This window comes from Caulobacter segnis (assembly GCF_031454995.1).
GTDB lineage: Bacteria > Pseudomonadota > Alphaproteobacteria > Caulobacterales > Caulobacteraceae > Caulobacter > Caulobacter segnis_E.
Genome location: NZ_JAVDRV010000002.1, coordinates 609,545 through 634,694 on the forward strand (window position 1 = coordinate 609,545; position 25,150 = coordinate 634,694).

A 25,150-nucleotide genomic window follows, 5' to 3' on the forward strand; every position below is an offset into this window, starting at 1 on the left:
GCTTGGTCTTCCTAAATCGCAGCCAGCAAGCGGACCGACGGCCCGCGCGCGAAGTCGCGGCTTGTAGCACACGCAAAAGCCGATGCGCGCGGAATCTGCAAGGGGTAAGGCGATGCGCCTGAGCACCAAAGGACGATACGCGGTCATGGCGATGACCGACCTGGCCAAGCGCCAGGACGAAGGCGAGGGCCGCGCCGTGGCCCTGGCCGAGATCGCCGCGCGCCAACAGATCTCGCTTTCCTATCTTGAGCAGCTCTTCGCGCGCCTGCGCCGCAAGGGCTTGGTGATCAGCGCGCGCGGACCCGGCGGCGGCTATCGGCTGTCCAAGGCCGCGACCGAGACCTTCATCGCCGACATCGTTCTGGCGGTGGACGAGCCGCTGCGCGCCACCCGCTGCAACTTCACCAAGGGCCAAGCCAAGGGCTGCATGGCCGGCGGCGAGCGCTGCATGACGCATAATCTCTGGGAAGAGATGGGTCGCCAGATCCACGGCTATCTCGCCAGTGTGTCGGTCGCCGACGTGCTGAAGGGCGAGCTTCGGCCAAATAGCGAGAAAGTGGCCCGTCCGATGGAGATCGCGGCCGAGTGAACGCCTCCCGACCTTCCATCTATCTCGACTACAACGCCACGGCGCCTCTGCGGCCGCAAGCGCGCGAAGCGCTGCTGCGCGCCCTGGAGAGCCCGGCCAATCCCTCGTCGGTCCACGCCGCCGGCCGCGCCGCCCGCGACGTCGTCGAGCGCGCTCGTGCGCGGGTCGGCGGCCTGGTCGGCGTGCCCGCCGGCTCTGTCACCTTCGTCAGTGGCGGCACCGAGGCCAACGCGCTCGCCATCGAGAGCGCCAAGGTCGCCGGTGTCGAACGCATCATTGTCAGCGCGATCGAGCACGACGCGGTGACCGAGACGGCGAAGGCCTCCGGCCTGCCGGTCGAGATCCTGCCTGTGGACAACAATGGCGTCGCCGATCTCGACTGGCTGACGCAAGCGCTTGAAAAGCCGGGCAAGACTCTGGTCTGCCTGATGCTGGCCAACAACGAGACGGGCGTCATCCAGCCTGTGGATAAGGCATCAAGCCTGGTGCGCGCCCATGATGGCTGGCTGCACGTCGACGCCGTCCAGGCCGCCGGCAAGATCGCGATCGATTTCTCCGGCCTGGGCGCCGACACCATGGCGCTCTCGGCCCACAAGCTGGGCGGACCGCAGGGCGTTGGCGCCCTTGTGGCCGGGACACGCGCGACCGTCACCCGCCGCCTGCATGGCGGGGGTCAGGAGCGCGGCCGGCGGGCCGGCACCGAGAACGTCGCGGGCGTCGCCGCCTTCGGCGCGGCCGCCGTGGCGGCCCAGGAAGGCCTTGCCTCGATGGCCGAACAGGCCCAATGGCGCGACGCGCTGGCCCAGAGGCTGAAAGCCGAAGGCGCGGTCGTGCTGGGCGAGGGGGCTGATCGCCTTCCCCAGACGTTGTGCTTGGCGGGGCAGGGCTTCGGCTCCGAGGTCCAGGTCATGAACATGGACCTGGCCGGGATCATGGTCAGCGCCGGCAGCGCCTGCTCTTCGGGCAAGGTCAAGGCCAGCCGCGTGGTGGAAGCCATGGGCCGCGCCGATCTCGCGCCGTTCGCCCTGCGTATCAGCGGCGGCTGGGCGAGCACGAAAGACGATTGGATCACGTGCGGCGACGCCTGGCTCGCCGCCTGGAAGCGTATCGGCGCCCGGCGCCGGGAGGTGGCTTAGTGGCCGCGGTCAAAGAGACTGTCGAAACCGTCGCCGCGCTCGAGAAGTACGAGCACGGCTTCACGACGCAAATCGATCAGGAGTTCGCCCCCAAGGGCCTCTCCGAGGACATCGTGCGCTTCATCTCGGCCAAGAAGGACGAGCCGGAGTGGATGCTGGAGTGGCGGCTTGACGCCTATCGCCGCTGGCTGGCGATGGACGAGCCCGACTGGGCCAAGGTCAGCTATCCGCCGATCGACTATCAGGACACCTATTACTACGCCGCCCCGAAGACCAAGGAAGGCCCCAAGAGCCTGGACGAGGTCGATCCGGAGCTGCTGGCCGTCTACGAAAAGCTCGGCATCCCCTTGAAGGAGCAGGCGGTTCTGGCCGGCGTCGAGGGCGCGCCGCGCTACGCCGTGGACGCGGTGTTCGACAGCGTCAGCGTCGTGACCACCTTCAAGAAGGAGCTGGCCCAGGCCGGCGTCATCTTCTGCTCGATGAGCGAGGCGATCCGCGAGCATCCGGAACTGGTCCGCCAGTACCTGGGCAGCGTGGTGCCGACCTCGGACAACTATTTCGCCTGCCTGAACAGCGCGGTCTTCTCGGACGGCAGCTTCGTCTACGTCCCGCCGGGCGTGCGCTGCCCGATGGAGCTGTCGACCTACTTCCGGATCAACGCCAAGGATTCCGGCCAGTTCGAGCGCACCCTGATCATCGCCGACAAAGCCGCCTACGTCTCGTATCTGGAAGGCTGCACGGCCCCGATGCGCGACGAGAACCAACTGCACGCGGCGGTGGTCGAGCTCGTTTTGCTGGACGACGCCGAGATCAAATACTCGACCGTCCAGAACTGGTACCCGGGCGATCCGGAGACCGGCAAGGGCGGCATCTATAACTTCGTGACCAAACGCGCCGACTGCCGCGGCGACCGCTCCAAGGTGTCCTGGACCCAGGTCGAGACCGGCTCGGCCATCACCTGGAAGTACCCGTCCTGCGTTCTGCGCGGCGAGGGCAGCTCGGGCGAGTTCTATTCGATCGCCGTGACCAACGGCCACCAGCAGGCCGACACCGGCACCAAGATGATCCACCTGGGCGCCAACACTCGCTCGCGGATCGTCGCCAAGGGCATCAGCGCCGGCAAGTCGACCTCGACCTATCGCGGCCTCGTCTCGGCCCACCCCAAGGCCAAGGGCGCGCGCAACTTCACCCAGTGCGACAGCCTGCTGATCGGCAAGGACTGCGCGGCCCACACCGTGCCCTACATCGAGGCCCGCAACGGCCAGTCGGTGTTCGAGCACGAGGCCACCACCACACGGCTGTCGGACGACCAGCTGTTCTACTGCCAGCAGCGCGGCCTGAACCAGGAGGAGGCCGTGGCCCTTCTGGTCAACGGCTTCGTCAAGGACGTGCTGCAGCAACTGCCCATGGAATTCGCCGTCGAGGCCCAGAAGCTCGTGGCGATTTCTCTCGAAGGATCCGTCGGTTAAATGCTCTCCATCAAGAACCTTCACGCCCGTGTCGAGGACAAGCCGATCCTGAAGGGCGTCACGCTGGACGTGCCGGCCGGCGAGGTCCACGCGATCATGGGGCCGAACGGCGCCGGCAAGTCGACCTTGTCCTACGTGCTGACCGGCCGCGACGGCTATGAGGTCACGGAAGGGGCGGCGACGCTCAATGGCGAGGACGTGCTGGCGCTGGAGCCGAACGAGCGGGCGGCCAAGGGTCTGTTCCTGTCGTTCCAATATCCGCTGGAAATTCCGGGCGTTCCGGCCCTGACCTTCATCCGCACCGCCCTCAACGCCCAGCGCCGCGCGCGGGGCGAGGACGAGATCGCCGCCCCGGCCTTCCTGAAGCTGGCCAAGGAGAAGGCCGCGGCGCTGAAGATCGACTTCGAGATGCTCAAGCGCGGGCTGAACGTCGGCTTCTCGGGCGGCGAGAAGAAGCGGATGGAAATCTTCCAGATGTCCATGCTTTCGCCGAAGTTCCTCATCCTCGACGAGACCGACAGCGGCCTGGATATCGACGCTCTGAAGATCGTCTCCGAAGGCGTCAACGCCCTGCGCTCGCCCGAGCGCGGCATGCTGGTCATCACCCACTACCAGCGCCTGCTGGACCACATCAAACCCGACAAGGTCCACGTGCTGGCCGCCGGCCGCATCGTCGCCTCGGGCGGTCCGGAACTGGCCCTGCAGTTGGAAGCCGAGGGCTATGACCGCATCGTGGGGGCGGCGGCTTGACCCTTTCGACCGCCCTCAAGACCGGCGACCTCTCGGCGCTGCCGTCGCGGCGTGACGAGGACTGGCGCTGGACCGACCTGCGGGGCTTGCTGAAGGTCCTGCCGCCGGCTTCACCCCAAGGACGTGCTTGGTTCTGGGACAACCCGCTTTCCGACGCGCTCGATATGACCGGCGGCGTCGTCAACGGTCGCGGACCCACGGATCTCGCTGTTGACGCAGGTGAAGAGCGCTTCGTCGGCTGGCGCTTCATGTCGGCGACGGATGCAACAGCGCATGGCGCCGAGCTTTGGGTCGACGTCGGCGAAGGCGCTAAGCTGACCTTGATCGAAAGCTACGAAGGACGTGGCAAGGGCTACGTTTCGGACGTGGCGGTCAATATCCGTCTGGGCAAGGACGCGATCGTCGAACGGATTATCTTCGCCGACGACGATGCGGACGCCATCTCGGTCGTCACCGCCGAGGTCACGCTCGCTCCCGGCGCCAAGTTCGCCCAGACCGTCCTGACCTCCGGCGCACGTCGCCAGCGGATCGAAACCCGCGTCCGCCACCCCGGCGCCCATGCCGAGGTCCGGCTCGACGGCGCCTATCTGCTCGACGCCCAGCGGCACGCCGACCTGACCAGCGTCGTCACCCACGGTGGCCTCGACGGCGTCACCAGCCAGCTGACCAAGGGCATGGTGACCGACCAGGCGCGCGGCGTCTTCCAGGGCCGGATCGTCGTCGAGAAGGGCGCCGACCAGACAGACGCGCGGATGGGCCACCACGCCCTGATCCTGTCGGACAAGGCCGAGATCGACGCCAAGCCCGAACTGCTGATCTTCGCCGACGACGTCTCCTGCGCCCACGGCAACACGATCGGCGCGCTGAACGACGAGGTGCTGTTCTACGCCAAGCAGCGCGGCATCCCCGAGGCGGACGCCAAGGCCATGCTGACCGTGGCCTTCGTCGCCGAGGTCGTCGAGCGCATCGAGCACGAGGGCGCGCGCTCTGTCGCGGCCGCCTGGGTCGCCCGCAAGCTGGGGAGCGACGCCTGATGGCTTTTGACGCGCCCTACGACGTCGACGCGATCCGCGCCCAGTTCCCGATCCTGGCGCGAGAAGTTCACGGCAAGCCGTTGATTTATCTCGATAGCGCCGCTAGCGCCCAGAAGCCGGACGCGGTGCTGGACGCGATGATGGGCCTGGCGCGGACCTCGTACGCCAACGTCCATCGCGGCCTGCACACGCTGGCGAACGAAACGACCGAAGCCTATGAAAAGGCGCGGGAAACCGTCGCGCGCTTCATCAACGCCGACCGCGACGAGGTCGTCTGGACCAAGAGCGCGACCGAGGCGGTGAATCTGGTCGCCAGCTCGTTCGGCCTGTCTCTGAACGCCGGCGACGAGATCGTGCTCTCGGAGATGGAGCACCACGCCAACATCGTGCCGTGGCACTTCCTGCGCGAGCGCAAGGGCGTCGTCCTGAAGTTCATCCCGGTGCTGGATGACGGGCGCCTGGACATGGAGGCCTTCAAGGGCCTGTTGTCCGACAAGACCAAGATGGTCGCCGTCACTCACATGTCGAACGTGCTGGGCACGGTCAACGACGTGGCCGAGATCGTCCGCCTGGCCCACGCCGCTGGCGCGCCGGTGCTGCTGGACGGCTGCCAGGGCGTGGTCCACGGCAAGGTCGACGTGAAGGCGCTGGATGTCGACTATTACGTCTTCTCCGGCCACAAGCTGTACGGCCCGACCGGGATCGGCGTGCTGTACGGCAAGGCCGAGCGCCTGGCGGCCCTGCCGCCGTACCAGGGCGGCGGCGAGATGATCGGCTCGGTGGCGCTGGATCGGATCACCTACGCCGACCCGCCGCATCGCTTCGAGGCCGGCACCCCGGCGATCCTGGAGGCCGTGGGCCTGGGCGCGGCGATCGAGTGGCTGAACGGCCTGGATCGCGACGCGATCTTCGCCCACGAACACGCCCTCTACGAGCGCGTCGCCGAGCGGCTGCGCGGCGTCAACGGCGTGAGGATTCTGGGCGATGCGCCCGGCAAGGGCGCGGTGCTGTCCTTCACGGTCGAGGGCGCCCACGCCCACGACATCGCCCAGGTGCTGGACCGCTACGGTGTCGCAGTGCGCGCCGGCACGCACTGCGCCGAGCCCTTGATGCGCCGTTTCGGCGTGACATCGAGCGCCCGGGCCTCGTTCGCCCTATATAACACAGAGGCCGAAGCCGACGCGTTCGTGGACGCGCTGGCCAAGGCCCGCAGTTTCTTCAGTTGAGCCGCTTCATGACCGACGCCGCCGCCGTTCCCGAACCCGCTTCCGCTCTCTCGCAAGACGAGCTGAATCGGCTGACTGACCAGCTGATCGAGAAGCTGAAGACGGTCTACGACCCGGAAATCCCGGTCGACATCTATGAGCTGGGCTTGATCTACAAGGTCGACGTTTCCGACGACAAGGACGTGGCCATCGAGATGACGCTGACCGCGCCGGGCTGCCCGGTGGCGGGCGAGATGCCGGGCTGGGTCAAGGACGCGGTCCTGGAGATCCCGGACCTGAAATCGTGCACGGTGGATCTCGTCTTCGATCCGCCATGGGATTCCTCGCGCATGAGCGACGAGGCCAAGCTGCAACTGAACATGTTCTGATCGGTTCAAACGCCATGGAAACCGCGATCACCGCACGTCCCCGCCGTCCGCGTCCGAAGGTCGTCACCCTGACCGACGCCGCGGCCGCGCGCGTGAAGGAGATCATGGACAAGGCCGACAAGCCCTATGTCGGCCTGCGCGTGGGCGTGAAGAACGGCGGCTGCGCCGGCCAGGAATACGTCTTCGAATATGCCGAGACGAAGGGCCCAATCGACGAGGTGGTCGAGGACAAGGGCGTCACGATCCTGATCGAGCCGAAGGCGGTGCTCTTCCTGATTGGCACGGAAATCGACTACGAGGTCTCCAAGCTGTCCTCGAAGTTCGTGTTCCACAATCCCAACGAAACCGACGCCTGCGGCTGCGGCGAAAGCGTCACGATCCAGCCCGCCGCCGAGGTTCACGAGTAATGCTGGCCAAGACCCCGTCGTGCGTCGAATGCGGCCTGCCGTGGGGCTCCCCGCGCTTCAAGCACGAGGACGAGGCGCCGCTCTACTGGTCGGACACCGGCATCCTGTGCTCGGGCGGCTGCGCCCAGAAGCACTTCGAGAAGCGTCGCGCCGAGGGGACCTTCGTGGCGATCCCGGCCGAGTGTCCGGTCGCGGTCTGATCGCGCATTGACCGCGACGCGCCGGGCGGCCTAAGCCCGGCCATGGTCCAGACGGTTCTGATCTATTCGATGGGCGAGGTGATCGGCGACGGGCTGATCAAGCTGCCCTTCATCGCCGGCCTGCGCGCGGCGTTTCCGGACGCGCGGATCAGCTGGTGCGCCGCCAAGGGCGAGACCGTGTATGCCGGGCCGTTGAAGGCGGTCGTCGCCGGATATATCGACGAGGTGATCCTCGACGGCGCGAATGGGGCCAAGGCGCTCGACAGCCTGCCGTGGTCCAAGTCGTTCGGCGGCCGCACGTTTGACCTCGTCATCGATACCCAGGAAAACCTGCGCCGTAGCGGCGTAGCCCGACGCGGCGCGACCGGACGCTTCGTCTCGGCGGCGCGGCAAGCGCGGGGCCAGGATTGGCCGGTGGCGGTGACCGACCGCCTGGCGCGGCTGCTGGCGCTTGCGACGGACGGGCAGGGCGCTCCACGGCCTCTGGCGCTCACCAATCCCGACGCCTTGAAGGCCGCCGAGATCCTGCTGCCGGCCGGTCCGACCTATGTCGGCCTGGCGCCCGGCGCGGGCGGCCAAGCCAAGCGCTGGCCGCTGGAGAACTACCTGGAGCTGGCCCGTCGGATCGCCGCCAACGGCTGGACGCCGGTGTTCTTCTTCGGGCCGGACGAGGCCGAGGATGCGGCGATCGCCGCTCGGGAGGTTCCGCAAGCGCTACAGCCCGAGCGCAACCGGACCGACGGTGTTCCCGTGAAGGGGCCACTGCTGGTCATCGCCCTGGCCGGACGCCTGGCGGCGGGCGTGGCCAACGACGCGGGACCTGGCCACATGCTGGCCGCCGGCGGCGCGCCGTTGCTGTCGCTGCAGCAGGATCGCCGCAAGGCCGTGAAGTTCCGCCCGGCCGCCGCGCGGCTTGAGATGCTGGTCGCGGAGGACTACGGAAGCGGCATGGGCGCCCTGCCGGTCGACGCGGCCTGGGCCGCCCTTGAGAAACTGGTTTCCGGAGCGTCCTGAATGTCCATCCTCGCGCCGATCTCGGCGGGCGAACTGGTCGACAAGATCACCATCCTGCGGGTCAAGGCCGAGCGGATCGGCGATCCGGCCAAGGAAGCCAATGTCCGCAAGGAGCTGGCCCTGCTGGAAGCCACCGCGCGCGAGCACTTGCCGGACACCGCCGAGATCGCGCGCCTGACCGACGAGCTGACCGCCGTCAACGCCGCCCTGTGGGACATCGAGGACGGCAAGCGCGACTGCGAGCGCCGCCAGGACTTCGGTCCGGATTTCGTGGCCCTGGCTCGCCGGGTCTATATCGACAACGATCGCCGCGCGGCCATCAAGCGGGCCATCAACGCGGCCGCCGGCTCGGACATCGTCGAGGAGAAGAGCTACAAGCCCTATCTCCAGACTTCCGAAGGCTGATGCAAGTCGTTCGCGGCGCTCGCGAAATGGTCGCCGGCATGGCGCCGGAGCTCAAGAGCGGCGCCTACGTCTTTTGCGCGGCCGGCGATCGCGACTGGCGGGCGCTGGAGCCGCTGGCCATGTTCCGCGAGGCCGAGGGGGTCAGCTTGATCCTGGAACGCGACGCGGCGCGCGCGGCCGGGTTTCCGATCGAGGCGCCAATGGTCTTGATCACGCTGAACGTCTACTCGGCCCTCGATGGCGTCGGCCTGACCGCCGCCGTGGCGAGCGCGCTCGCCGAGGCCGGGATCGCCTGCAACATGGTCGCGGCGCTGAACCACGACCATGTGTTCATACCGGCCGACCGCGCCGAAGAGGCGCTTGGGATCCTGAAGGCCTTACAGGCGGCCGCTAGCGCCCCTTGAACGCCGCCGCGCGCTTCTGGAGGAAGGCGCTGACGCCCTCGATGAAGTCCTCGGTCTTGCCGGCGAATTTCTGGGCCTTGCGCTCGGCGTGCAACTGGCCCGTCCAGTCGGCGTCCAGGCTTTCCCAGACCAGCTTGCGGATCGCGCCCAGCGCCGCGGGCCCGCGCGCCAATTCCTGGGCGATGGCCGTCGCCGCGCCGATCAGCTCGTCGTCCGGCACGCAGCGATTGACGAGGCCCCATTGCAGCGCGGTCGCCGCCGACACCTTGTCGCCCAGCAGCATCATCTCCATGGCCCGCGCCTTGCCGACCAGGCGTGGCAGCAGATAGGTCGAGCCGCCGTCGGGCACCAGGCCGATCCGGCGGAAAGCCTGCAGAAAGTAGGCGCTCTCGGCCGCCACGATGATGTCGCCCATCAGGGCGATCGAGCAGCCGACGCCGGCCGCCGGGCCATTCACCGCCGTCACGATCGGCAGCGGGAAGTCGCGCAGCAGGGACATCAGCGGATTGTAGATGGTCTCCAGCGCCGAACCGGCGTCCGGCTTGCCGTCGACGTCCAGCTCGCGCCCGGCCGCGCCGCCGCCGGACAGGTTCGCGCCCGAGCAGAAGCCGCGGCCTTCGCCGGTCAGGATCACCGCGCGCGCCTCGACCTTGCCCGCCGCGATTGACGAAAAGGCGTGGGTCAGCTCGCGGGCGATCTCAAGGCTGGCCGCGTTCAGCGTGGTCGGATCGGCGAGGGTGACGGTGGCGACGCCGTCCCGCGTCGAGACACGGATCTTCTGGTAGTCCACGGCCTTGAACCTCCCTTGGTCTCTTTGGGAGGAGTCTAGGCGCCTATGCCCCTTGGGAAGGCTAGCGGAATCTTCAACGAAAAACGCCGCCGACACGGGGGCGGCGGCGTTTCGTTTGGATCGAGAGCGCTAGGCTCAGGCCGCGTTGGCCGAGGCCGGCATGCCCTCGGCCGCCGTCACGCGGTTACGGCCGCCGCGCTTGGAGGCGTAGAGGGCGGCGTCGGCCCGCTCCATGATCGAATGACCACTCTCACCCGGCCGGCGCTCGGCGAAGCCCGACGAGATGGTGATCGCGCCCAGGTCCTCGTTGGTCGAGCGGCGCTTCAGCATGCGCGACGACACCTCGACGCGGATTTCCTCCAGCGACGCGGCGATGACCGCCGCGTTCTCGCGCGGGAAGATCATGGCGAATTCCTCGCCGCCGTAGCGGGCGGCCAAGCGCGGCGGGGCGGCGACGCGGCCGATCACCGAAGCGACATAGCGGATGACCTGGTCGCCGGTCTGGTGGCCCCAGGTGTCGTTGAAGCCCTTGAAATGGTCGATATCCAGCACGGCCAGGCACAGCGGCGTGCCTTGACGGTCGGCCTCGGCGCAGGCGCGGTCCAGTTCCTCGTCGAAAGCCTTGCGGTTGGCGAGGTTGGTGAGGCCGTCGGTGGTGGCTTCGCGGCGGACCTGTTCCAGGTGCTCGCGCAGACGCTCGACCTCGGAGGTCGATTCCGCCAGGCGCGATTCCAGCGACTGGTTTTCGCGATGCACGCGGCGCGTGGCGTCGGCCAGGTTCGAGACGACCACCTTGATGGCTTCGACGTCGGTGGACTTGTCGAGGTTCTTGGTCGCGCCGGCCAGTTCCTTGCCGAAGGCGGCGTTCGACTTCTGGGCGTTCTGGATGGCCTTGGCGACAGCCTCCAGTTCCTTGGACAGGATGTCGCCGGCGTCGCGGATCTGATCGTTCAGGCGCGCCTTGGGCAGGTAGTTCGCGGCGAGCTCCTCGCTGACCAGCTCGGTCATCGGCTCGCCGATGGAAATCAGACGCGTCAGTTCGCGGGCGAGGGCGCCGTCCGGATCGGCGACATAGTGCGTCCAGAGCTCGAAGTTCAGCGCGGTTGGCCACACCTGGTGGCGTTCCATCAGCTCCAGCGCGCGCGACGCGATCTTATAGGCCTCCGGGCCACGCAGCGTGGTTTCGACTTCCGACATTTCTCTCATTCCCCCGTCCGTCCTTTCCGTAGGGGAAAGAACGATCGCATGGACATGGAGAGTAGACGGTAGAGTTCTTACGAGCCGTTAAGAACAAACAAGGTTCGCTTGCGCGCGAACGCACGCTCGCGCATGGTGAACGTTGATAAGATGAGCGGCGGGCCACGGGCTCCGCGCCAGCCATGGGAGGCGAGACATGAACGCTCCGGTGAACCCCCTGGACGCCCACAAGGCGACCATGAATGACGTACTGAACCGCCAGAAGGCCGCCCATCTGCGCGAGGGGCCGCCCAGCGTCGAGCAGCGTGTCGACTGGCTGAACCGCTCGATCGACCTGCTGATCGGTCACCAAGCGGAGATCGCCAAGGCCGTGAACGCGGACTTCGGCTCGCGCTCGCCGGACGCGACGGCCCTGACGGATGTCGCGGGCTCGATCGGTCCGCTGAAATTCGCTCGCGAGAACGTCGCCAAGTGGATGCGCCCCCAGAAACGCAAGACGACGCCCGCGATCCTTGGGCTGTTCGGCGCCAAGGCGACGGTCCAGTACCAGCCCAAGGGCGTGGTCGGCGTGATCAGCCCCTGGAATTTCCCGGTCAACCTGACCTTCGCGCCCCTGGCGGGCATCTTCGCCGCGGGCAATCGGGCAATGATCAAGCCGTCCGAATACACCCCCGCTACGTCCGAGCTGCTCAAGGCGATGTTCGCCAAGGCCTTTGACGAGGAGGAGGTCGCCGTGTTCGTCGGCGGGCCTGAAGTTGGTCAGGCGTTCTCGGGTCTGGCCTTCGACCACCTGGTGTTCACCGGCGCGACCTCGGTGGCCCGTCACGTGATGCGCGCCGCGGCCGAAAATCTGGTGCCGGTGACCCTGGAGCTGGGCGGCAAGAGCCCGGTGATCCTGTCGCGCGGCGCTGACCTGGCGACCGCCGCCGCGCGGATCATGAACGGCAAGACCTTGAACGCCGGCCAGATCTGCCTGGCCCCGGACTATGTGCTCGCGCCCCAGGAAGACGTCGAGACCTTCGTCGCCGAGGCCAAGGTCGCCGTCGGTCGCTATTTCCCGACCCTGAAGGACAATCCCGACTACACGGCGCTGGTCGCCCAGCGCCACTACGACCGGGTGAAGGGCTATGTCGACGACGCCAAGGCCAAGGGCGCGCGCGTGGTCGAGATCAATCCCGGCGGCGAGGACCTGTCGCAACAGGAGCACCGCAAGATCGCCCCGACGCTGATCATCGATCCCACCGACGACATGAAGGTGATGCAGGAAGAAATCTTCGGTCCCGTCCTGCCGGTTAAGGGCTATCGGACGATCGACGAGGCCGTGGACTACGTGAACGCCCACGATCGGCCGCTGGCGCTCTACTGGTTCGGGACGGACGATGCCGAGAAGGATCGTGTTCTGGCCCGCACCACCAGCGGCGGGGTCACGGTCAATGACGTGATCTTCCACGTCGCCCAGGAGGAGCTGCCCTTCGGCGGCGTCGGGCCGGCCGGCATGGGCGCCTATCACGGCCACGACGGCTTCCTGGAGTTCAGCCACAAGAAGGCGGTGTTCCAGCAACTGAAGAAGGATATCGCCCCGATGCTGGGTCTGCGGCCGCCCTATGGCGAGGCGATCCGCAAATATCTGGCGGGGCAGATCAAGCGCTGATCCCCAACGGGGTTGGCTCGGGACCGCGCATCGTGCTTAAGGAGCGCCATGAGCGCCCCCACGCCTGTTCGCGTCGTCCATGAACTCGAGGTTTTGCCGGAGGTCGATTTCGCCACCTTCAGGGCGCGGTTCGCGGCCGGAGAGCGGGCGCGCGTGGTCACCGAGTTGACGCCGCCCAGTCACCCCCGCGCGCCGGAAATCCTGGCGGGGCCGGAAGCCGGCGCCTGGTGGGGCGGCGACATGACCACCGCGGCCCCGACGGTCCCGCCGCAGCTTTGCGCGGCTGGCGAAAGTTGGGTGGTCCCGGCGCATGGCGTGATCGTCGACGTGAACGGCGAGGTGTTCGACGCGGCCTCTTACGAGGTGCGGCACGGCTACCCGACCTTCAAGATCACACCAGGCTTTTCGGGTGATCTCGACTTCACCGGACCGGAAGACGCGCCCTATCTGGAGAGTGGGGCGGTGTTCATGCCGTGGGGCGGCCTCTTCAACTACGGCCACTATCTGCTCGACGGTCTCACCACGCTGCGCGCGCTGCAAAAGGCGGGGCTGCTTGAAGACACGCCCGTCGTCGCGCCCAAGCTGGAGCCGTGGCAGCGGGATCTGATCACCGTCTGTCTCCCGGGCTTGAAGGTCGTCGAGTTCTCCGAGCCCATCGTGCGCCTGGGTCGGGTCATCTACGCCGACAGCATGAACCACTACCTGCATCGGACCGACGGTCTGGCCGCCGAGCTGGGCGCGCGGGGGCGCGAGACGCCGCTGCCGGCCGGGGTTCGCAAGGCCAAGAGGGTCTATTTCTCGCGTCGCGGCCAAGTGAACCGCCATATGGTCGGCGAGTGGCGCTTCGAATGGGCCCTGCGCCGGCGCGGGTTCACGATCGTGCGCCCCGAGAAGCTCGGCGTGCTGGAACAGGTCGCCCTGATGCGCGACGCCGAGGTCGTGGTCGCGCCCAGCGGCGCGGCGCTGGCCAATGTGGTGTTCATGCCGCCCGGCGCCCGGGTGGTCGAGATCCAGCCGCTGAACTTCTCGAGCCAGTGGGTTCGCGGCGCGTGCCAGCAGGTTGGCGTGGAGTGGCGTGGCTATGTCTGCGCGTCGCCGTGTTCACCCGCCAAGGCGCCGTCCCTGGTTCGCGTGCATCCCGGGTTCCAGTACGCCTACCAGCCGAACATGGGCGACTTGCTGCGTTTCGTCGACGCGGCGCTATAGGATGCCCTTGCGGCCCTCGACCCACGGATCGAGCGGCTGCCGCTCCTCGCGTCGCACCATGCCGTAATAGCCGACCACGAAGATCACGACGGCGGTGACGAGGCCGCCGAGAAAGCCGGCTGGCGTGGCGAACCACACCGTCAGGGCGCTGATCACCACCGCGGTGTGCAGCATGGCCCAGCGGACCAGGACGGCGAAGGCGTGGTAGGTGCGTTCGTGGGCGATCAGGATCGCTTCTCGGTCGGCGGAATCGTGTTCGAAGGCGTCAGGCTGGGTGGCGGCCATGGCGCGGTCCTCCCTTTTGCTCGTGCGGGGCGTCACGCGCCGCGCATCGAAAACACCCTTCAAGATAACCGCGTTCCGTCACCGGCGCTATCGAAGCCGGTCTCGCTTGAGCTTACGATCGTGTGATTCCTCGGCCGCCCGGAGCAGGGACCATGCCCAATCCGCTGCAGTTGCTGCTGCCGGCCCTGATTCCGTCCTGGAACTTCTTCGACGTCATCGCGCCGTCGCCGCGCGTCGAGTACGCGCTGACGGCGTCCGCCGACGCCCGTCCCGAAGCTTGGCGCGAGTTTCGGCCCCGACCCGAGCGCCTATCGCCTGGGACCATGGCCGCGCGCATGCTCTGGAACCCGCGCTGGAACGAAAGCCTGTTCCTGGTCAGCTGCGCCGAGCGTCTGATCGACCATCCGACGGCGCACGGCGAGGACGAGATCTTCAGGCGGATCGCCGCCGATCTGGCGCGGAGCGGGGAGGCGCTCGACGGCTGGCTGGCCTTTCGTTTGGTGTTCGTCGCCCGCGAGGACGAGGTGATCACCCGAGAGGTGCTGTTCGAGGCCGCGCCGCGCGCGTTGGCGGAGATCGATGTCCGATGACCTTGCCGGACGCCATCCGCCTGACCCAAATCCTGCTGGCCTTGGCGCTGCTGCAGCAGAGCCTGGAGCACCTGCGCGGCTTTCGCGACGAGCGCGCCCTGTTCCTGGCGCGGGCGGTGTTGTGCGTCCTGGTGCTGCTGGGCCTGGCGTCGCCGTGGCCGCTGGTGGCGATGGCGGCGCTGTCGCTGCTGATCCTTCATCGGTTCCAAGGGCCCTATAACGGGGGCAGCGACCGGATGGGCCTGTTGTCGCTGTGGTGCCTGACCCTGGCCAGCCTGGCGCCCAGCACGCCGCTCAAGGAGCTGTTCTTCGGCTATCTGGGCGCGCAGCTCGTGCTGTCCTACTTCATCTCGGGCTGGGTGAAGGTCGTGAACCCGGAGTGGCGATCGGGGCGAGCGCTTCGCGACGTCTTCCAGTTCTCGGCCTATCCGGTGGCCGAGTCCTTGCGCGCCCTGGCCGAGCGGCCGAGGCTGCTGACCGTGATGTCTTGGGCGGTGATGGGGTTCGAGCTGGTTTTCCCGCTGGCCATGCTGACCAAGCCAACCCTGATCGCGGCCCTGGTCGTGGCCGGGACCTTCCACTTGGCCAACGCCTGCCTGTTTGGCCTGAACCGGTTCTTCTGGACCTGGCTGTCGGTCTATCCGGCGATCCTGTGGCTGCAGGGGCGCCTGGTCCACTAGCCAAGCAAAAGGGCGCCGGACGATGCCGCCCGACGCCCTCGTGATGGTTCGCCTTAGCTCGCCGCTACTTGCGCGGCGGCTTGGCCAGGAAGGCGGGGATGTCGTTGCCGAAGCCGACGACGCGACGGTCGTCGTCGTCGCGATCGCGGACGGGCTGAACACCGCGAACGGGACGCTCGGGGCGTTCAGACCGTTCCGAGCGTTCGGGGCGTTCAGACCGTTCTGGGCGTTCCGAGCGTTCAGGCCGTTCGGCGCGCGTAGGGCGCTCGGCCTCGACGACCGGGGCGGCGGCGGGACGCGGTTCGCGTTCGCGGCGCGGCTTGCGCTCGCGGGGCGGACGCGCCTCGGCGACGGCCTCGGGCGTTTCGGTGGCGATCGCTTCGACCGGCGCCTCGACGGCGGTCTCCTCGGCGCGGCCGCGGCTACGGCTGCTGCCGCGGGCCGGACGTTCGCCACGCTCGCCGCGATCGCGGTCACGGCCGCCGCGCTTGCGATCGCGATCGCCCTCGCGCTTGACGGTGACGGCGTTCGAGTAGTCGAGGTCGAGCTTTTCTTCGTCCGGCGTCGAGCCGATCAGCTTGACGACCTTGTCGAAACCCTTGTCGTCGGACGGGGTGACCAGCATGTAGGTGATGCCCGTCCGGCCGGCGCGGCCGGTGCGGCCGATGCGGTGGACGTAGTCGTCGGCGTGGTGCGGGACGTCGTAGTTGAAGACGTGGCTGACGGCCGGGATGTCGAGGCCGCGGGCGGCGACGTCCGAGGCCACCAGGATCTTCAGCGCGCCCGAGCGGAAGTCCGCCAGGGTCTTCATGCGCTGGGTCTGGTCGAGGTCGCCGTGGATCGGCGCGGCGTCGTAGCCGTGCACCTTCAGCGACTTGGCGACGATGTCGACCTCGGTCTTGCGATTGCAGAAGACGATGCCGGTCTCGATCTGAGCCTTCTCGATCAGAGCGCGCAGCGCCAGGCGCTTGGCCTTGGGATCGGAGGAGGGGACCTTGACCAGCAGCTGAGTGATGTTGGCGTTGGTCGTCGCCGGACGCGCCACCTCGATCCGGACCGGATCGCGCAGGAACTGCTTGGTCAGGCGGGTGATTTCCGGCGGCATGGTCGCCGAGAAGAACAGGGTCTGCTTCTTGGGCGGCGTCATCTTGAAGATGCGCTCGATGTCAGGGATGAAGCCCATGTCCAGCATGCGGTCGGCTTCGTCGACGACCAGGAACTGGACGCCGGTCATCAGCAGCTTGCCGCGCTCGAAGTGGTCGAGCAGGCGGCCGGGCGTGGCGATCAAGACGTCGACGCCGCGGTCGAGCTTCTTTTCCTGGTCGCCGAACGAGACGCCGCCGATCAGCAGCGCCCACGAGAGCTTGGTGCCCTTGGCGTACTTCTCGAAGCTGGAGGCGACTTGGTCGGCCAGCTCGCGGGTCGGGGCGATGACCAGGGCGCGCGGCATGCGGGCCTTGGCTCGGCCCGACTGCAGCTTGTCGATCAGGGGCAGGGTGAAGGCGGCGGTCTTGCCGGTGCCCGTTTGGGCGATGCCGAGCACATCCTGGCCGGCGAGGGCCACCGGAATGGCCTGGGCCTGGATGGGGGTGGCAGTGGTATAGCCGGTGTCGGCGACCGCCTGCAGGGTCGTGGGCGAGAGCCCGAGGTCGGAAAATTCAGTCATTACACGCTGATCTGCGGAGCCGCCCGTGCTTGGGCGAGCGGGCGGCGCGGATTCGCCAGACCTGCTCCGAAGGTGCGGATAAATAGGCCGAAAGTCGCCAAAGTCAATCGCGACAAGGCGCGAGGGGGTATTTTGAGCCTCGGGCGTAGGGCATGATGCTGGCGCCTGTTGGACCGCCGTTCTATATGCGGCCTTGCATGACCATCGACCACGACTCCCGCCTTCGGCGCCTTCGTTTCCGCGCCTGGCATCGCGGTTTCCGGGAAGCGGACCTCATTCTGGGCCCGTTCGCGGACATCCATGGCCCGAACCTGACGCCAGAGCAGTTCGATACGCTGGAAACCCTGCTCGAGCAGTCCGACCGCGAGATCTACGCCTGGATTGTCGGTCAGGAATCGACGCCCGATCGTTTCGAGACCGACGTGATGGCGATGATCCGCGCCTTCAGGTTCGAGGCGCACGCGTCGCGCCCCGCTGGCGACGGCGCCTGACCCCTTTCTAGATCAAGAGACCCGATGGCCTACGACGCCAAACAGATCGCCAAGGCCGCCGGCGGCTTGACCCTGGCCGGCGCGCCGGAAGGCTTCGACGCGCTGGTGATGGCCGACATCGCGCGGGCGCGCGGCGGGCTGACCGCCTTCGTCGCCCGCGACACCGCCCGCGCCGGCGCCTTCATCGACGCCCTGAAGTTCTTCGCCCCCGAGATCGAGGCGGTGCTGCTGCCCTCGTGGGACTGCCTGCCTTACGATCGCATCGGCCCGTCGGCGAGCGTCTCGGCGACGCGGATGTCGACCCTGTCGCGCCTGGCGCGGGGCCTGGGCGAGGGCAAGCCGGCTATCCTGGTCATCGCCGCCCACGCCCTGCTGCAGCGCGTGCCGACCAAGGACGTGCTGCTGCGCGCCAGCTACAGCGCCAAGGTCGGCGGCGTCGTCGATATCAAGGATCTCGAGACCTATTTCGCCGTCAACGGCTACGCCCGCGCCTCGACGGTGTCGGAGCGCGGCGAGTTCGCCATCCGCGGCGGCGTCATCGACGTCTATCCGCCCGCCGCCGAGGAGCCGGTGCGCCTGGATCTCTTCGGCGACACGCTGGAGAGCATCCGCGCCTTCGATCCCGAGACCCAGCGCTCGACCAAGCAGCTGAAAGAGATCGACCTCCTGCCGGTCAGCGAAGCGCTGCTGGACGCCGACGCCATCTCGCGCTTCCGCAAGGGTTATGTCGCCGCGTTCGGCGCGCCGGGCGATGATCCTCTCTACGCCACGGTCAGCGAGGGCGGCCGCCGCGCCGGCCTCGAGCACTGGCTGCCGCTGCTCTACGAGCGCATGGCCACCCTGTTCGACTATCTGCCGGCCGGCGCTCTGATCGGCGTCGACCACCAAGCGGCTGAAGCGCGCGACGAGCGCCTGTCGATGATCCTAGACGCCTACGAGGCCCGCGCCAGCGCCGACCGCAAGTCCGCCTACCGCCCGCTGCCGCCCGAGGCGCTGTACCTGACGGCCGACGAGTGGGACCGCGAGCTTTCCGACCGCACGCACCGGCAGTTCACGCCGTTCCAGCCGCAGGGCCTGGATGTCGTCGATCTGGGTGCGAAGCTCGGCCGCACCTTCGCCGCCGAGCGGGCCCAGGACAGCGTCAACCTGTTCGAGGCCACCGCAGCCCACGCCCGCGATCTCGCGGGCAAAGGAAAACGCGTGCTGTTCGCCTCGTGGTCCGAGGGCTCGTCCGAGCGCCTGGGAACGATGCTGGCCGACCACGGCCTCAAGAAGATTCCGTTCGCCGGCTACTGGCAGGCGGCGAAAGCCAATGATCCCAAGGTCCCGCAGCGCGTCGTGCTGCCGTTGGACCACGGCTTCGAGACCGAGGCCCTGGCGGTCATCTCCGAGACCGACATTCTGGGCGACCGCCTGGCCCGCCCGCGCAAGAAGCGCCGCGCCGCCAACTTCCTGGCCGAGGCCTCGGCGCTGACGCCGGGCGATCTCGTCGTCCACATCGACCACGGCATCGGCCGTTACGAGGGCCTGAAGACCCTGGACGTCCAGGGCGCGCCGCACGACTGCCTGGATCTGCTGTACGGCGGCGAGGCCAAGCTCTATCTGCCCGTCGAGAACATCGACCTGCTGACGCGCTACGGCGCGGCCGACGCCGACAACGTCCAGCTGGACAAGCTGGGTGGCGCGGCGTGGCAAGGCCGTAAGGCGAAAGCCAAGGAACGTCTGCGGGTCATGGCCGAGGGCCTGATCCAGATCGCCGCCGCCCGCCAGCTCAAGCACGTCGAGGAAACCGACCCGCCGCACGGCGTGTTCGACGAGTTCTGCGCCCGCTTCCCGTATGAAGAGACGGACGACCAGCTCAGCGCCATCCACGACGTGCTGGAGGACCTGTCGTCCGGCAAGCCGATGGACCGCCTGATCTGCGGCGACGTGGGTTTCGGCAAGACCGAGGTGGCCCTGCGCGCGGCCTTCGTGGTGGCGATGAGCGGCAAGCAGGTGGCGATCGTCTGTCCGACGACGCTGCTGGCCCGCCAGCACTACAAGACCTTCAAGGACCGCTTCCAGGGCTGGCCGATCAAGGTCACGCGCCTGTCGCGCCTAGTCACCGGCAAGGAAGCCGCCGAGACCCGCGAGGGCCTGGCCAACGGCCAGTTCGAGATCGTGGTCGGCACCCACGCCATCCTGTCCAAGCAGGTGTCGTTCAAGGACCTGGGCCTCGTCATCGTCGACGAGGAGCAGCACTTCGGGGTCAAGCACAAGGAGAAGCTGAAAGAGCTTCGCGCCGACGTGCACATGCTGACCCTGACCGCCACGCCGATCCCTCGAACCCTGCAGATGGCGCTGTCGGGCATCCGCGAGATGTCGATCATCGCCACGCCGCCGGTCGATCGCCTGGCGGTGCGCACCTACATCAGCCCGTTCGACCCGGTGACCCTGCGCGAGGCCCTGCTGCGCGAGAAGTATCGCGGCGGTCAGTCCTACTACGTGGTGCCGCGCATCAAGGACCTGGAGGACATCGAGAAGTTCCTCCGCGTCCAGGTGCCCGAGGTGAAGTACGTCGTCGGTCACGGCCAGATGTCGGCCACCCAGCTGGAAGATGTGATGACGGCCTTCTACGAGGGCCAATACGACGTGCTTCTGGCGACCACGATCGTGGAGAGTGGGCTGGATATCCCGTCGGCCAATACGCTGATCGTCCACCGCGCCGACATGTTCGGCCTGGCTCAGCTGTATCAGATCCGGGGCCGTGTCGGCCGCTCCAAGGCCCGCGCCTACGCCTATCTGACCACGCCGGTCGAGAAGTCGCTGACCCTGTCGGCCGAGAAGCGCCTGCAGGTGCTGCAGTCGCTGGACAGCCTGGGCGCGGGCTTCCAGCTGGCCAGCCACGACCTGGACCAGCGCGGCGGCGGCAACCTCTTGGGCGACGAACAGAGCGGCCACATCAAGGAGATTGGCGTCGAGCTCTACCAGCAGATGCTGGAGGACGCGGTCGCCGAGCTGAAACAGCGTCAGGGCCAGGAAGCCCTGCTGGAGGACCGGGGCTGGTCGCCGCAGATCAACACCGGCGCGGCCGTGATGATCCCGGACGACTATGTGCCGGACCTGAACGTGCGCCTGTCGCTCTATCGGCGCCTGTCCGAAGCCGAAAAGGCCGCCGACCGCGAGGCCCTGGCCGCCGAGATGATCGACCGCTTCGGGCCGCTGCCGCCCGAGACCGACAGCTTGCTTAAGGTCGTCGCCATCAAGGGCCTGTGCCGCGAGGCCAATGTCGCCAAGATCGACGTCGGCCCCAAGGGCGCGGTCGCCAGCTTCCGCAACGACGAGTTCGCCAACCCGCTGGCGCTGGTCCAGTTCGTCGCCAAGAACAGCCTGATCTGGAAGGTGCGCCCCGACCAGAAGGTGGTCGTGAAGGGCGAATGGGAAACCCCCGCCCAGCGCCTCGACGCGGCCGAGAAGATCCTGACCCAGCTGGCGAAGCTGGCGAAGGGGTAGGGCGCTTCTAGTTCCTCCCCCGTGACACGGGGGAGGTGGCCCAAGGGGGCCGGAGGGGGCGAACGCCGCCGATCTCCAGCTAGCCCCCTCCGTCGCTCCGCGACACCTCCCCCGCATCGCGGGGGAGGATCTTCACGAGCGTTCGCGACGCTCTATCATCCGCGTATCCGGAATCGAACCGAACGATTTCAACGACTTCTCACTTTTACACGTCGCTGGATCATCCGCGTTCAAACCCCGCTCATACTGATCTCACCCGATGGCCTGGAAGGGACGTCCGGCCGGCGATCGTGACGGCTGTCGGGGGTGGTCGAGCGGGAAGCGCTCGCCGGTCTTTCTTCGGGAAGGCGTTTTCGCGACGGTCCAGCGGCGGGCTCCCTGAAACATCGGGACGAAGCCCTGGCGGCGGAGACTTCGGCGACGCGGCGGGTCCGGGCTGAAATCGCTCGGGCGTTCCGGGACCGGGGTCGTCGCCCCGGCCCGCCCGTCGGGGGCCTAGCGGCGAGAGCGGGTTAAAACCCCGCGCCTCGCGGGCTCACCGGATAACGGCCGCGCGGAGCGTCTGGCTTCGTCGAAACGGTACACACACTTCAAACCTCCGGACGGATGTCCGGCGCTCCGCGTCCCTTTCCATCCCTTCAGCGAGTGATCGCGTGAAGCGGCGAAGGCGCGCGCCTAAGCCGCCAGGGCCTGGTCGATCGCTTCGGCGATCCGCTCGGGCGTCTCGGCGCCGACCACGGCGACCTTGCCGGCGAAGATGGCGAACGGCACGCCGGTCACGCCACCCTGGACGGCCATGGCGTGTTCGCGCGCCACGGCTTCCTTGTCGGCCCCTTCGGAGAGCAGTTGCAGCACCACCAGACGCTCCATGCCCGCGGCTTCGGCGATGTCGGCCAACACGACGGGATCGCCGATGTCCAGGCCTTGCTCGAAATAGGCCTTGAACAGGGCTTCCACGACCTGGTCCTGAACGCCGGCCGTCAGGGCCCAGCGGATCAGGCGATGGGCCGCGTTGGTGTTGGGCGACAACGCGATCGCCTCGAAATCGAAGGTGATGCCTTCCTCGGCGCCGCCCTCCACAAGGGCCGCGTGGACCGCCTTCAGCCGCTCGGGATCCTTGAACTTCTGGGCCATGTAGGCCTTGCGGTCGACGCCTTCCTCGGGCAGCGAAGGATCCAGCTGATAGGGACGCCAGATCAGTTGCGCTTCCAGGGTCGGCCGCAGGGCCAGGGCCGACTTCAGCCGTCGCCAGCCGAGATAGCACCACGGACAGACGACATCGGCGACGACGTCGATGATCATGGGCTGGGACTGGGCCACGGCATGCTCCTCGGGAAACTCTGTCCGCGACGGGACGATGCTCATATAGCCATCAGCCAGCGCGCCCCCAAGCGCGACCGGTCAGCCAACCTCGCGCTTCAGCGCCGCGGCGGCCGCGCGCTCCAGCGCCTTGACCGCGCCTTCACCGGGCTGGACCTCGGCCACGCCGATGTCGAACTCGCAGACAAACGGCGCACGATCCTCGCCAGCGTCGAAGGCGGTGCAGCCGATCACGGCGGCGATCCGTTCGGCGGCGGCGCGGGCGGCGTTCTGGTTGGTCGCCGGCAAGGCGAGGGCGAACACCTCGGTCGACAGGCGGGCCGGCGTGTCCTCGACGCGGACCAGGCGGCCGATCATCGAGCCGATCTGCGGAATGGCGCGGTCCAGCCAGCCGTTCTGACGCGCCCAAGTCGTGTCGGGCTTGTCGGCGACCCGCAGCACGCAGATCGACAGCGGCCGGGCGCGCTCGCGGGCGGCGGTGGCCAGGCGCGCCAGATGCGCGGCGAACAGGTCGCGGGTGAAGAGGCCGGTGGCGGCGTCCATAAGGCCCGAGCTACGAGCCTTTTCCAGCGCCCCCCGGATCGCCTCGCCGCGTCGGAAGCTGCGCGCCAGCTCCATCACGCGCAGGGCGGTTTCGGTCTCGGGCGTCTCTGGCGAGGCCACGTCCGACACGCCGCGATGGAAGGCGTCGGACATGGTCACATAGCTTTCGGCCTTCAGATAGAGCAGGGCCGGGATGTGATAGAGGCGCGTGTTGCGCCGCATGCCCGCGGCGATCGACAGCGCCTCCTGCTGGCTGTCGCCGGCCCAAAGCACCACGGCGTCGAACGACCGCTCATGCAGATAGTCGAAGGCGGTGTAGGCGGTGAAGGCGCCCACGACCTCGGCCCCGCTGCGCTGCAGGGCGTTGGAGAGCGCCAGGAACTGCGGGGCCGGCTCGCCGACGGCCAGCACGCGGAACGGCGCTTCGGACTGCTCGGGCAGGTCCAGGCGGCGGCCTCGGTCGCCGAAGGTCTCGAGGCGCAGCTCGAACTCTTCCTCGGCGATGGCGGTGCGGACCAGGGTCTCCAGACGCAGCGCCGCCTGCGAGGGATGCAGCGGCGCCGACAGGGTCAGGTCGAAGGTCTGGTCGCGATAGTCAGCCTCGGGATCGCCGATGGCGATCACCGGCAGGTGACGAGGGGCGACGGCGGCTTTCAGGCGACGGGACAGGGTCTGGACATCCGGCCCGGCGCTGGCCAGGTCGACGATCACCGCCTCGATCGGCAGGTCGCCCAGGGCCGCGACGGCCGCGTAGGGGCCGCGCGCGGTGATGGTGCGCCAGCCCAGCCGGTCCAGCCCTTCGGCCAGCGGCCCGGCGCGAACGTCGTCGCGCGCCACGATCAGGATTCGGGCGTCTGCCGCCAAACCAACCTCCGCCCGAATGCTCGCCTCGCCGACCGGGCGGCGCGCTTCGAGATTCGTCGCCGCAACATAGCAGACCAAGGGCGGGGTCAAAGCCGCGCGACGCCGCGGGCTGGGGGCGAATCGAAGATCGACGGCGAGCTTGGCGCGGGGGCTTGCCTGACCGAACGTCAGGACCGCTCTAGTATCACTGACCGGCCGCTTCGGGAGAGCCGGAAGGGAGACGACGTCATGGGCCAGGGGCCGCTTTCGGGACTGAAGATCGTCGAGTTCGCCGGCATCGGTCCAGGGCCGTTCTGCGGCATGCTGCTGTCGGATCTCGGCGCCGACGTCGTCCGGATCGACCGCAAGGGGCAGGGGCGCGGCTCGCCGGCCGACGTGACGGCCCGGGGGCGCCGCTCGGTGGCGCTGGATCTCAAGAACCCTGAATCGATCGAGACTTGCCTCAAGCTCCTGGAGCGGGCCGATGGCCTGATCGAGGGCTTCCGGCCGGGCGTGATGGAGCGCCTTGGCCTAGGGCCCGACGTGGCCTTGGCGCGTAATCCCAAGCTCGTCTATGGGCGCATGACCGGCTGGGGGCAGACCGGGCCCTACGCCAAGGCCGCTGGCCACGACATGAACTACATCGCCATCACCGGGGCGCTGCACGCGATCGGGACGCAGGACAAGCCGGTTCCGCCGCTGAACCTGGTCGGCGACTTCGGCGGCGGGGCGCTCTATCTGGCGTTCGGCCTGCTGGCCGGCGTGATCCATGCGCGCGCCACGGGGCAGGGGCAGGTCATCGACTGCGCCATGAGCGACGGCGCGGCCTCGCTGATGGCGATGTTCTACGGCTTCAAGGCCGGCGGCATGTGGAACGAGGGGCGGCGGACCAACCTGCTCGACGGCGGAGCCCACTTCTACGACACCTATCAATGCGCCGACGGCAAGTGGATCTCGATCGGCTCGATCGAGCCGCAGTTCTACCTGCTTCTCCTGGAAAAGACGGGGATTTCCGATCCCCAGTTCCAGCACCAGATGAGCCGCGAGGAGTGGCCGGAGCTGCGCGAGAAGCTGGCGGCCGTGATCAAGACCAAGACCCGCGACGAATGGTGCGCGATCATGGACGCCACCGACGTCTGCTTCGCGCCGGTGCTGACCATGGACGAGGCGCCCCGGCACGCCCACAACGCCGCTCGCCAGACCTTCGTCGAGGTGGAAGGCGTGACCCAGCCCGCGCCCGCGCCGCGCTTCTCGGCGACGCCCGGATCGATTCAGGGGCCGCCGCCCAAGATCGGCGCCCACAATGACGAGGCGTTGGCCGACTGGGGGTTTTCGTCCGAGGCCATCGCCGGGTTGAAGGCTTCCGGCGCGCTCTGAATCCGTTCAGCCGCCGT

At 68.1% G+C, this 25,150-nt stretch carries 25 protein-coding genes; 19 read left to right on the forward strand and 6 right to left on the reverse strand.

The window, feature by feature from the left end; all coding sequences use genetic code 11:
• Positions 1-112: 112 nt before the first annotated feature.
• From J2728_RS09060 to J2728_RS09115, 12 genes are read left to right on the forward strand one after another with little or no spacing between them, the layout of a single operon-like run.
• Entirely contained in the window at positions 113-589 is a 477-nt protein-coding gene (locus tag J2728_RS09060; protein WP_309998486.1) for an Rrf2 family transcriptional regulator, read from the forward strand.
• Positions 586-1,725 (forward strand): cysteine desulfurase family protein, encoded by a 1,140-nt coding sequence (locus tag J2728_RS09065; RefSeq protein WP_309998487.1) that lies wholly within the window; start codon positions 586-588, stop codon positions 1,723-1,725. The genes J2728_RS09060 and J2728_RS09065 overlap by 4 nt, the downstream gene beginning before the upstream one ends.
• Positions 1,725-3,194, forward strand: a complete 1,470-nt coding sequence (sufB, locus tag J2728_RS09070) for a Fe-S cluster assembly protein SufB (RefSeq protein WP_309998488.1) — start codon at positions 1,725-1,727, stop codon at positions 3,192-3,194. Before J2728_RS09065 ends, sufB begins: the two co-directional genes overlap by 1 nt.
• Positions 3,195-3,944, forward strand: coding sequence for a Fe-S cluster assembly ATPase SufC (gene sufC / locus J2728_RS09075; protein WP_309998491.1), 750 nt, complete (start codon positions 3,195-3,197; stop codon positions 3,942-3,944). It abuts the gene before it with no gap.
• Positions 3,941-4,978 (forward strand): Fe-S cluster assembly protein SufD, encoded by a 1,038-nt coding sequence (gene sufD / locus J2728_RS09080; RefSeq protein WP_309998493.1) that lies wholly within the window; start codon positions 3,941-3,943, stop codon positions 4,976-4,978. Before sufC ends, sufD begins: the two co-directional genes overlap by 4 nt.
• A complete protein-coding gene (locus J2728_RS09085; RefSeq protein ID WP_309998495.1) occupies positions 4,978-6,204 on the forward strand; it encodes an aminotransferase class V-fold PLP-dependent enzyme in 1,227 nt (408 codons plus the stop codon). Before sufD ends, J2728_RS09085 begins: the two co-directional genes overlap by 1 nt.
• 8 nt (positions 6,205-6,212) lie before the next feature.
• Positions 6,213-6,572: an SUF system Fe-S cluster assembly protein gene (locus J2728_RS09090; protein WP_013079266.1), complete on the forward strand. Its 360-nt coding sequence runs from the start codon at positions 6,213-6,215 to the stop codon at positions 6,570-6,572.
• Between the two features lie 14 nt (positions 6,573-6,586).
• On the forward strand, positions 6,587-6,979 hold the full coding sequence (locus J2728_RS09095; RefSeq protein ID WP_309998496.1) for a HesB/IscA family protein: 393 nt from the start codon (positions 6,587-6,589) through the stop codon (positions 6,977-6,979).
• Positions 6,979-7,179 carry a hypothetical protein gene (locus J2728_RS09100; protein WP_309998497.1) on the forward strand — a complete coding sequence of 67 codons (201 nt, stop codon included), beginning with the start codon at positions 6,979-6,981 and terminating at the stop codon, positions 7,177-7,179. Before J2728_RS09095 ends, J2728_RS09100 begins: the two co-directional genes overlap by 1 nt.
• Positions 7,180-7,221: 42 nt before the next feature.
• On the forward strand, positions 7,222-8,193 hold the full coding sequence (locus tag J2728_RS09105; protein WP_309998500.1) for a glycosyltransferase family 9 protein: 972 nt from the start codon (positions 7,222-7,224) through the stop codon (positions 8,191-8,193).
• The gene (locus J2728_RS09110; protein WP_309998501.1) at positions 8,194-8,598 is read left to right on the forward strand and encodes a DUF6165 family protein; all 405 of its coding nucleotides are present in this window, start codon (positions 8,194-8,196) and stop codon (positions 8,596-8,598) included.
• The gene (locus J2728_RS09115; protein WP_309999438.1) at positions 8,595-9,002 is read left to right on the forward strand and encodes an ACT domain-containing protein; all 408 of its coding nucleotides are present in this window, start codon (positions 8,595-8,597) and stop codon (positions 9,000-9,002) included. Before J2728_RS09110 ends, J2728_RS09115 begins: the two co-directional genes overlap by 4 nt.
• Here J2728_RS09115 and J2728_RS09120 read toward each other — a convergent pair.
• Positions 8,989-9,792 carry an enoyl-CoA hydratase/isomerase gene (locus J2728_RS09120; RefSeq protein WP_309998503.1) on the reverse strand — a complete coding sequence of 268 codons (804 nt, stop codon included), beginning with the start codon at positions 9,790-9,792 and terminating at the stop codon, positions 8,989-8,991. The two genes, J2728_RS09115 and J2728_RS09120, sit on opposite strands and share 14 nt — an antisense overlap.
• 135 nt (positions 9,793-9,927) lie before the next feature.
• Positions 9,928-10,989 (reverse strand): GGDEF domain-containing protein, encoded by a 1,062-nt coding sequence (locus J2728_RS09125; protein ID WP_309998504.1) that lies wholly within the window; start codon positions 10,987-10,989, stop codon positions 9,928-9,930.
• A 196-nt stretch (positions 10,990-11,185) separates the two neighbouring features.
• Here J2728_RS09125 and J2728_RS09130 point away from each other — a divergent pair, with 196 nt between their 5' ends.
• Both J2728_RS09130 and J2728_RS09135 read left to right on the forward strand, forming a co-directional pair.
• Positions 11,186-12,640 (forward strand): coniferyl aldehyde dehydrogenase, encoded by a 1,455-nt coding sequence (locus tag J2728_RS09130; protein ID WP_309998506.1) that lies wholly within the window; start codon positions 11,186-11,188, stop codon positions 12,638-12,640.
• A gap of 48 nt (positions 12,641-12,688) precedes the next feature.
• Entirely contained in the window at positions 12,689-13,846 is a 1,158-nt protein-coding gene (locus tag J2728_RS09135; RefSeq protein WP_309998507.1) for a glycosyltransferase family 61 protein, read from the forward strand.
• Here the strand turns inward: J2728_RS09135 and J2728_RS09140 are convergent.
• Positions 13,841-14,131 (reverse strand): hypothetical protein, encoded by a 291-nt coding sequence (locus J2728_RS09140; protein ID WP_309998509.1) that lies wholly within the window; start codon positions 14,129-14,131, stop codon positions 13,841-13,843. The genes J2728_RS09135 and J2728_RS09140 overlap by 6 nt on opposite strands.
• A 152-nt stretch (positions 14,132-14,283) precedes the next feature.
• Here J2728_RS09140 and J2728_RS09145 point away from each other — a divergent pair, with 152 nt between their 5' ends.
• Both J2728_RS09145 and J2728_RS09150 read left to right on the forward strand, forming a co-directional pair.
• Entirely contained in the window at positions 14,284-14,721 is a 438-nt protein-coding gene (locus J2728_RS09145) for a C2 domain-containing protein (RefSeq protein ID WP_309998510.1), read from the forward strand.
• Positions 14,718-15,401 carry an HTTM domain-containing protein gene (locus J2728_RS09150; protein ID WP_309998511.1) on the forward strand — a complete coding sequence of 228 codons (684 nt, stop codon included), beginning with the start codon at positions 14,718-14,720 and terminating at the stop codon, positions 15,399-15,401. The genes J2728_RS09145 and J2728_RS09150 overlap by 4 nt, the downstream gene beginning before the upstream one ends.
• A 64-nt stretch (positions 15,402-15,465) precedes the next feature.
• Here J2728_RS09150 and J2728_RS09155 read toward each other — a convergent pair whose 3' ends face one another.
• Entirely contained in the window at positions 15,466-17,067 is a 1,602-nt protein-coding gene (locus J2728_RS09155) for a DEAD/DEAH box helicase (protein ID WP_309998513.1), read from the reverse strand.
• Between the two features lie 197 nt (positions 17,068-17,264).
• On the opposite strand from J2728_RS09155, the gene J2728_RS09160 reads away from it, so the two are divergent.
• On the forward strand, positions 17,265-17,558 hold the full coding sequence (locus J2728_RS09160; RefSeq protein WP_309998514.1) for an FAD assembly factor SdhE: 294 nt from the start codon (positions 17,265-17,267) through the stop codon (positions 17,556-17,558).
• Between the two features lie 24 nt (positions 17,559-17,582).
• Entirely contained in the window at positions 17,583-21,050 is a 3,468-nt protein-coding gene (gene mfd, locus J2728_RS09165; protein ID WP_309998516.1) for a transcription-repair coupling factor, read from the forward strand.
• A gap of 675 nt (positions 21,051-21,725) precedes the next feature.
• Here the strand turns inward: mfd and J2728_RS09175 are convergent.
• Both J2728_RS09175 and J2728_RS09180 read right to left on the reverse strand, forming a co-directional pair.
• Positions 21,726-22,370 (reverse strand): DsbA family oxidoreductase, encoded by a 645-nt coding sequence (locus J2728_RS09175; RefSeq protein WP_309998518.1) that lies wholly within the window; start codon positions 22,368-22,370, stop codon positions 21,726-21,728.
• A gap of 81 nt (positions 22,371-22,451) precedes the next feature.
• Positions 22,452-23,777 carry a diguanylate cyclase domain-containing protein gene (locus J2728_RS09180; protein WP_309998519.1) on the reverse strand — a complete coding sequence of 442 codons (1,326 nt, stop codon included), beginning with the start codon at positions 23,775-23,777 and terminating at the stop codon, positions 22,452-22,454.
• Positions 23,778-24,005: 228 nt separating this feature from the next.
• Here J2728_RS09180 and J2728_RS09185 point away from each other — a divergent pair, with 228 nt between their 5' ends.
• Positions 24,006-25,133 (forward strand): CaiB/BaiF CoA transferase family protein, encoded by a 1,128-nt coding sequence (locus tag J2728_RS09185; protein WP_309998520.1) that lies wholly within the window; start codon positions 24,006-24,008, stop codon positions 25,131-25,133.
• Positions 25,134-25,150 lie beyond the last annotated feature (17 nt).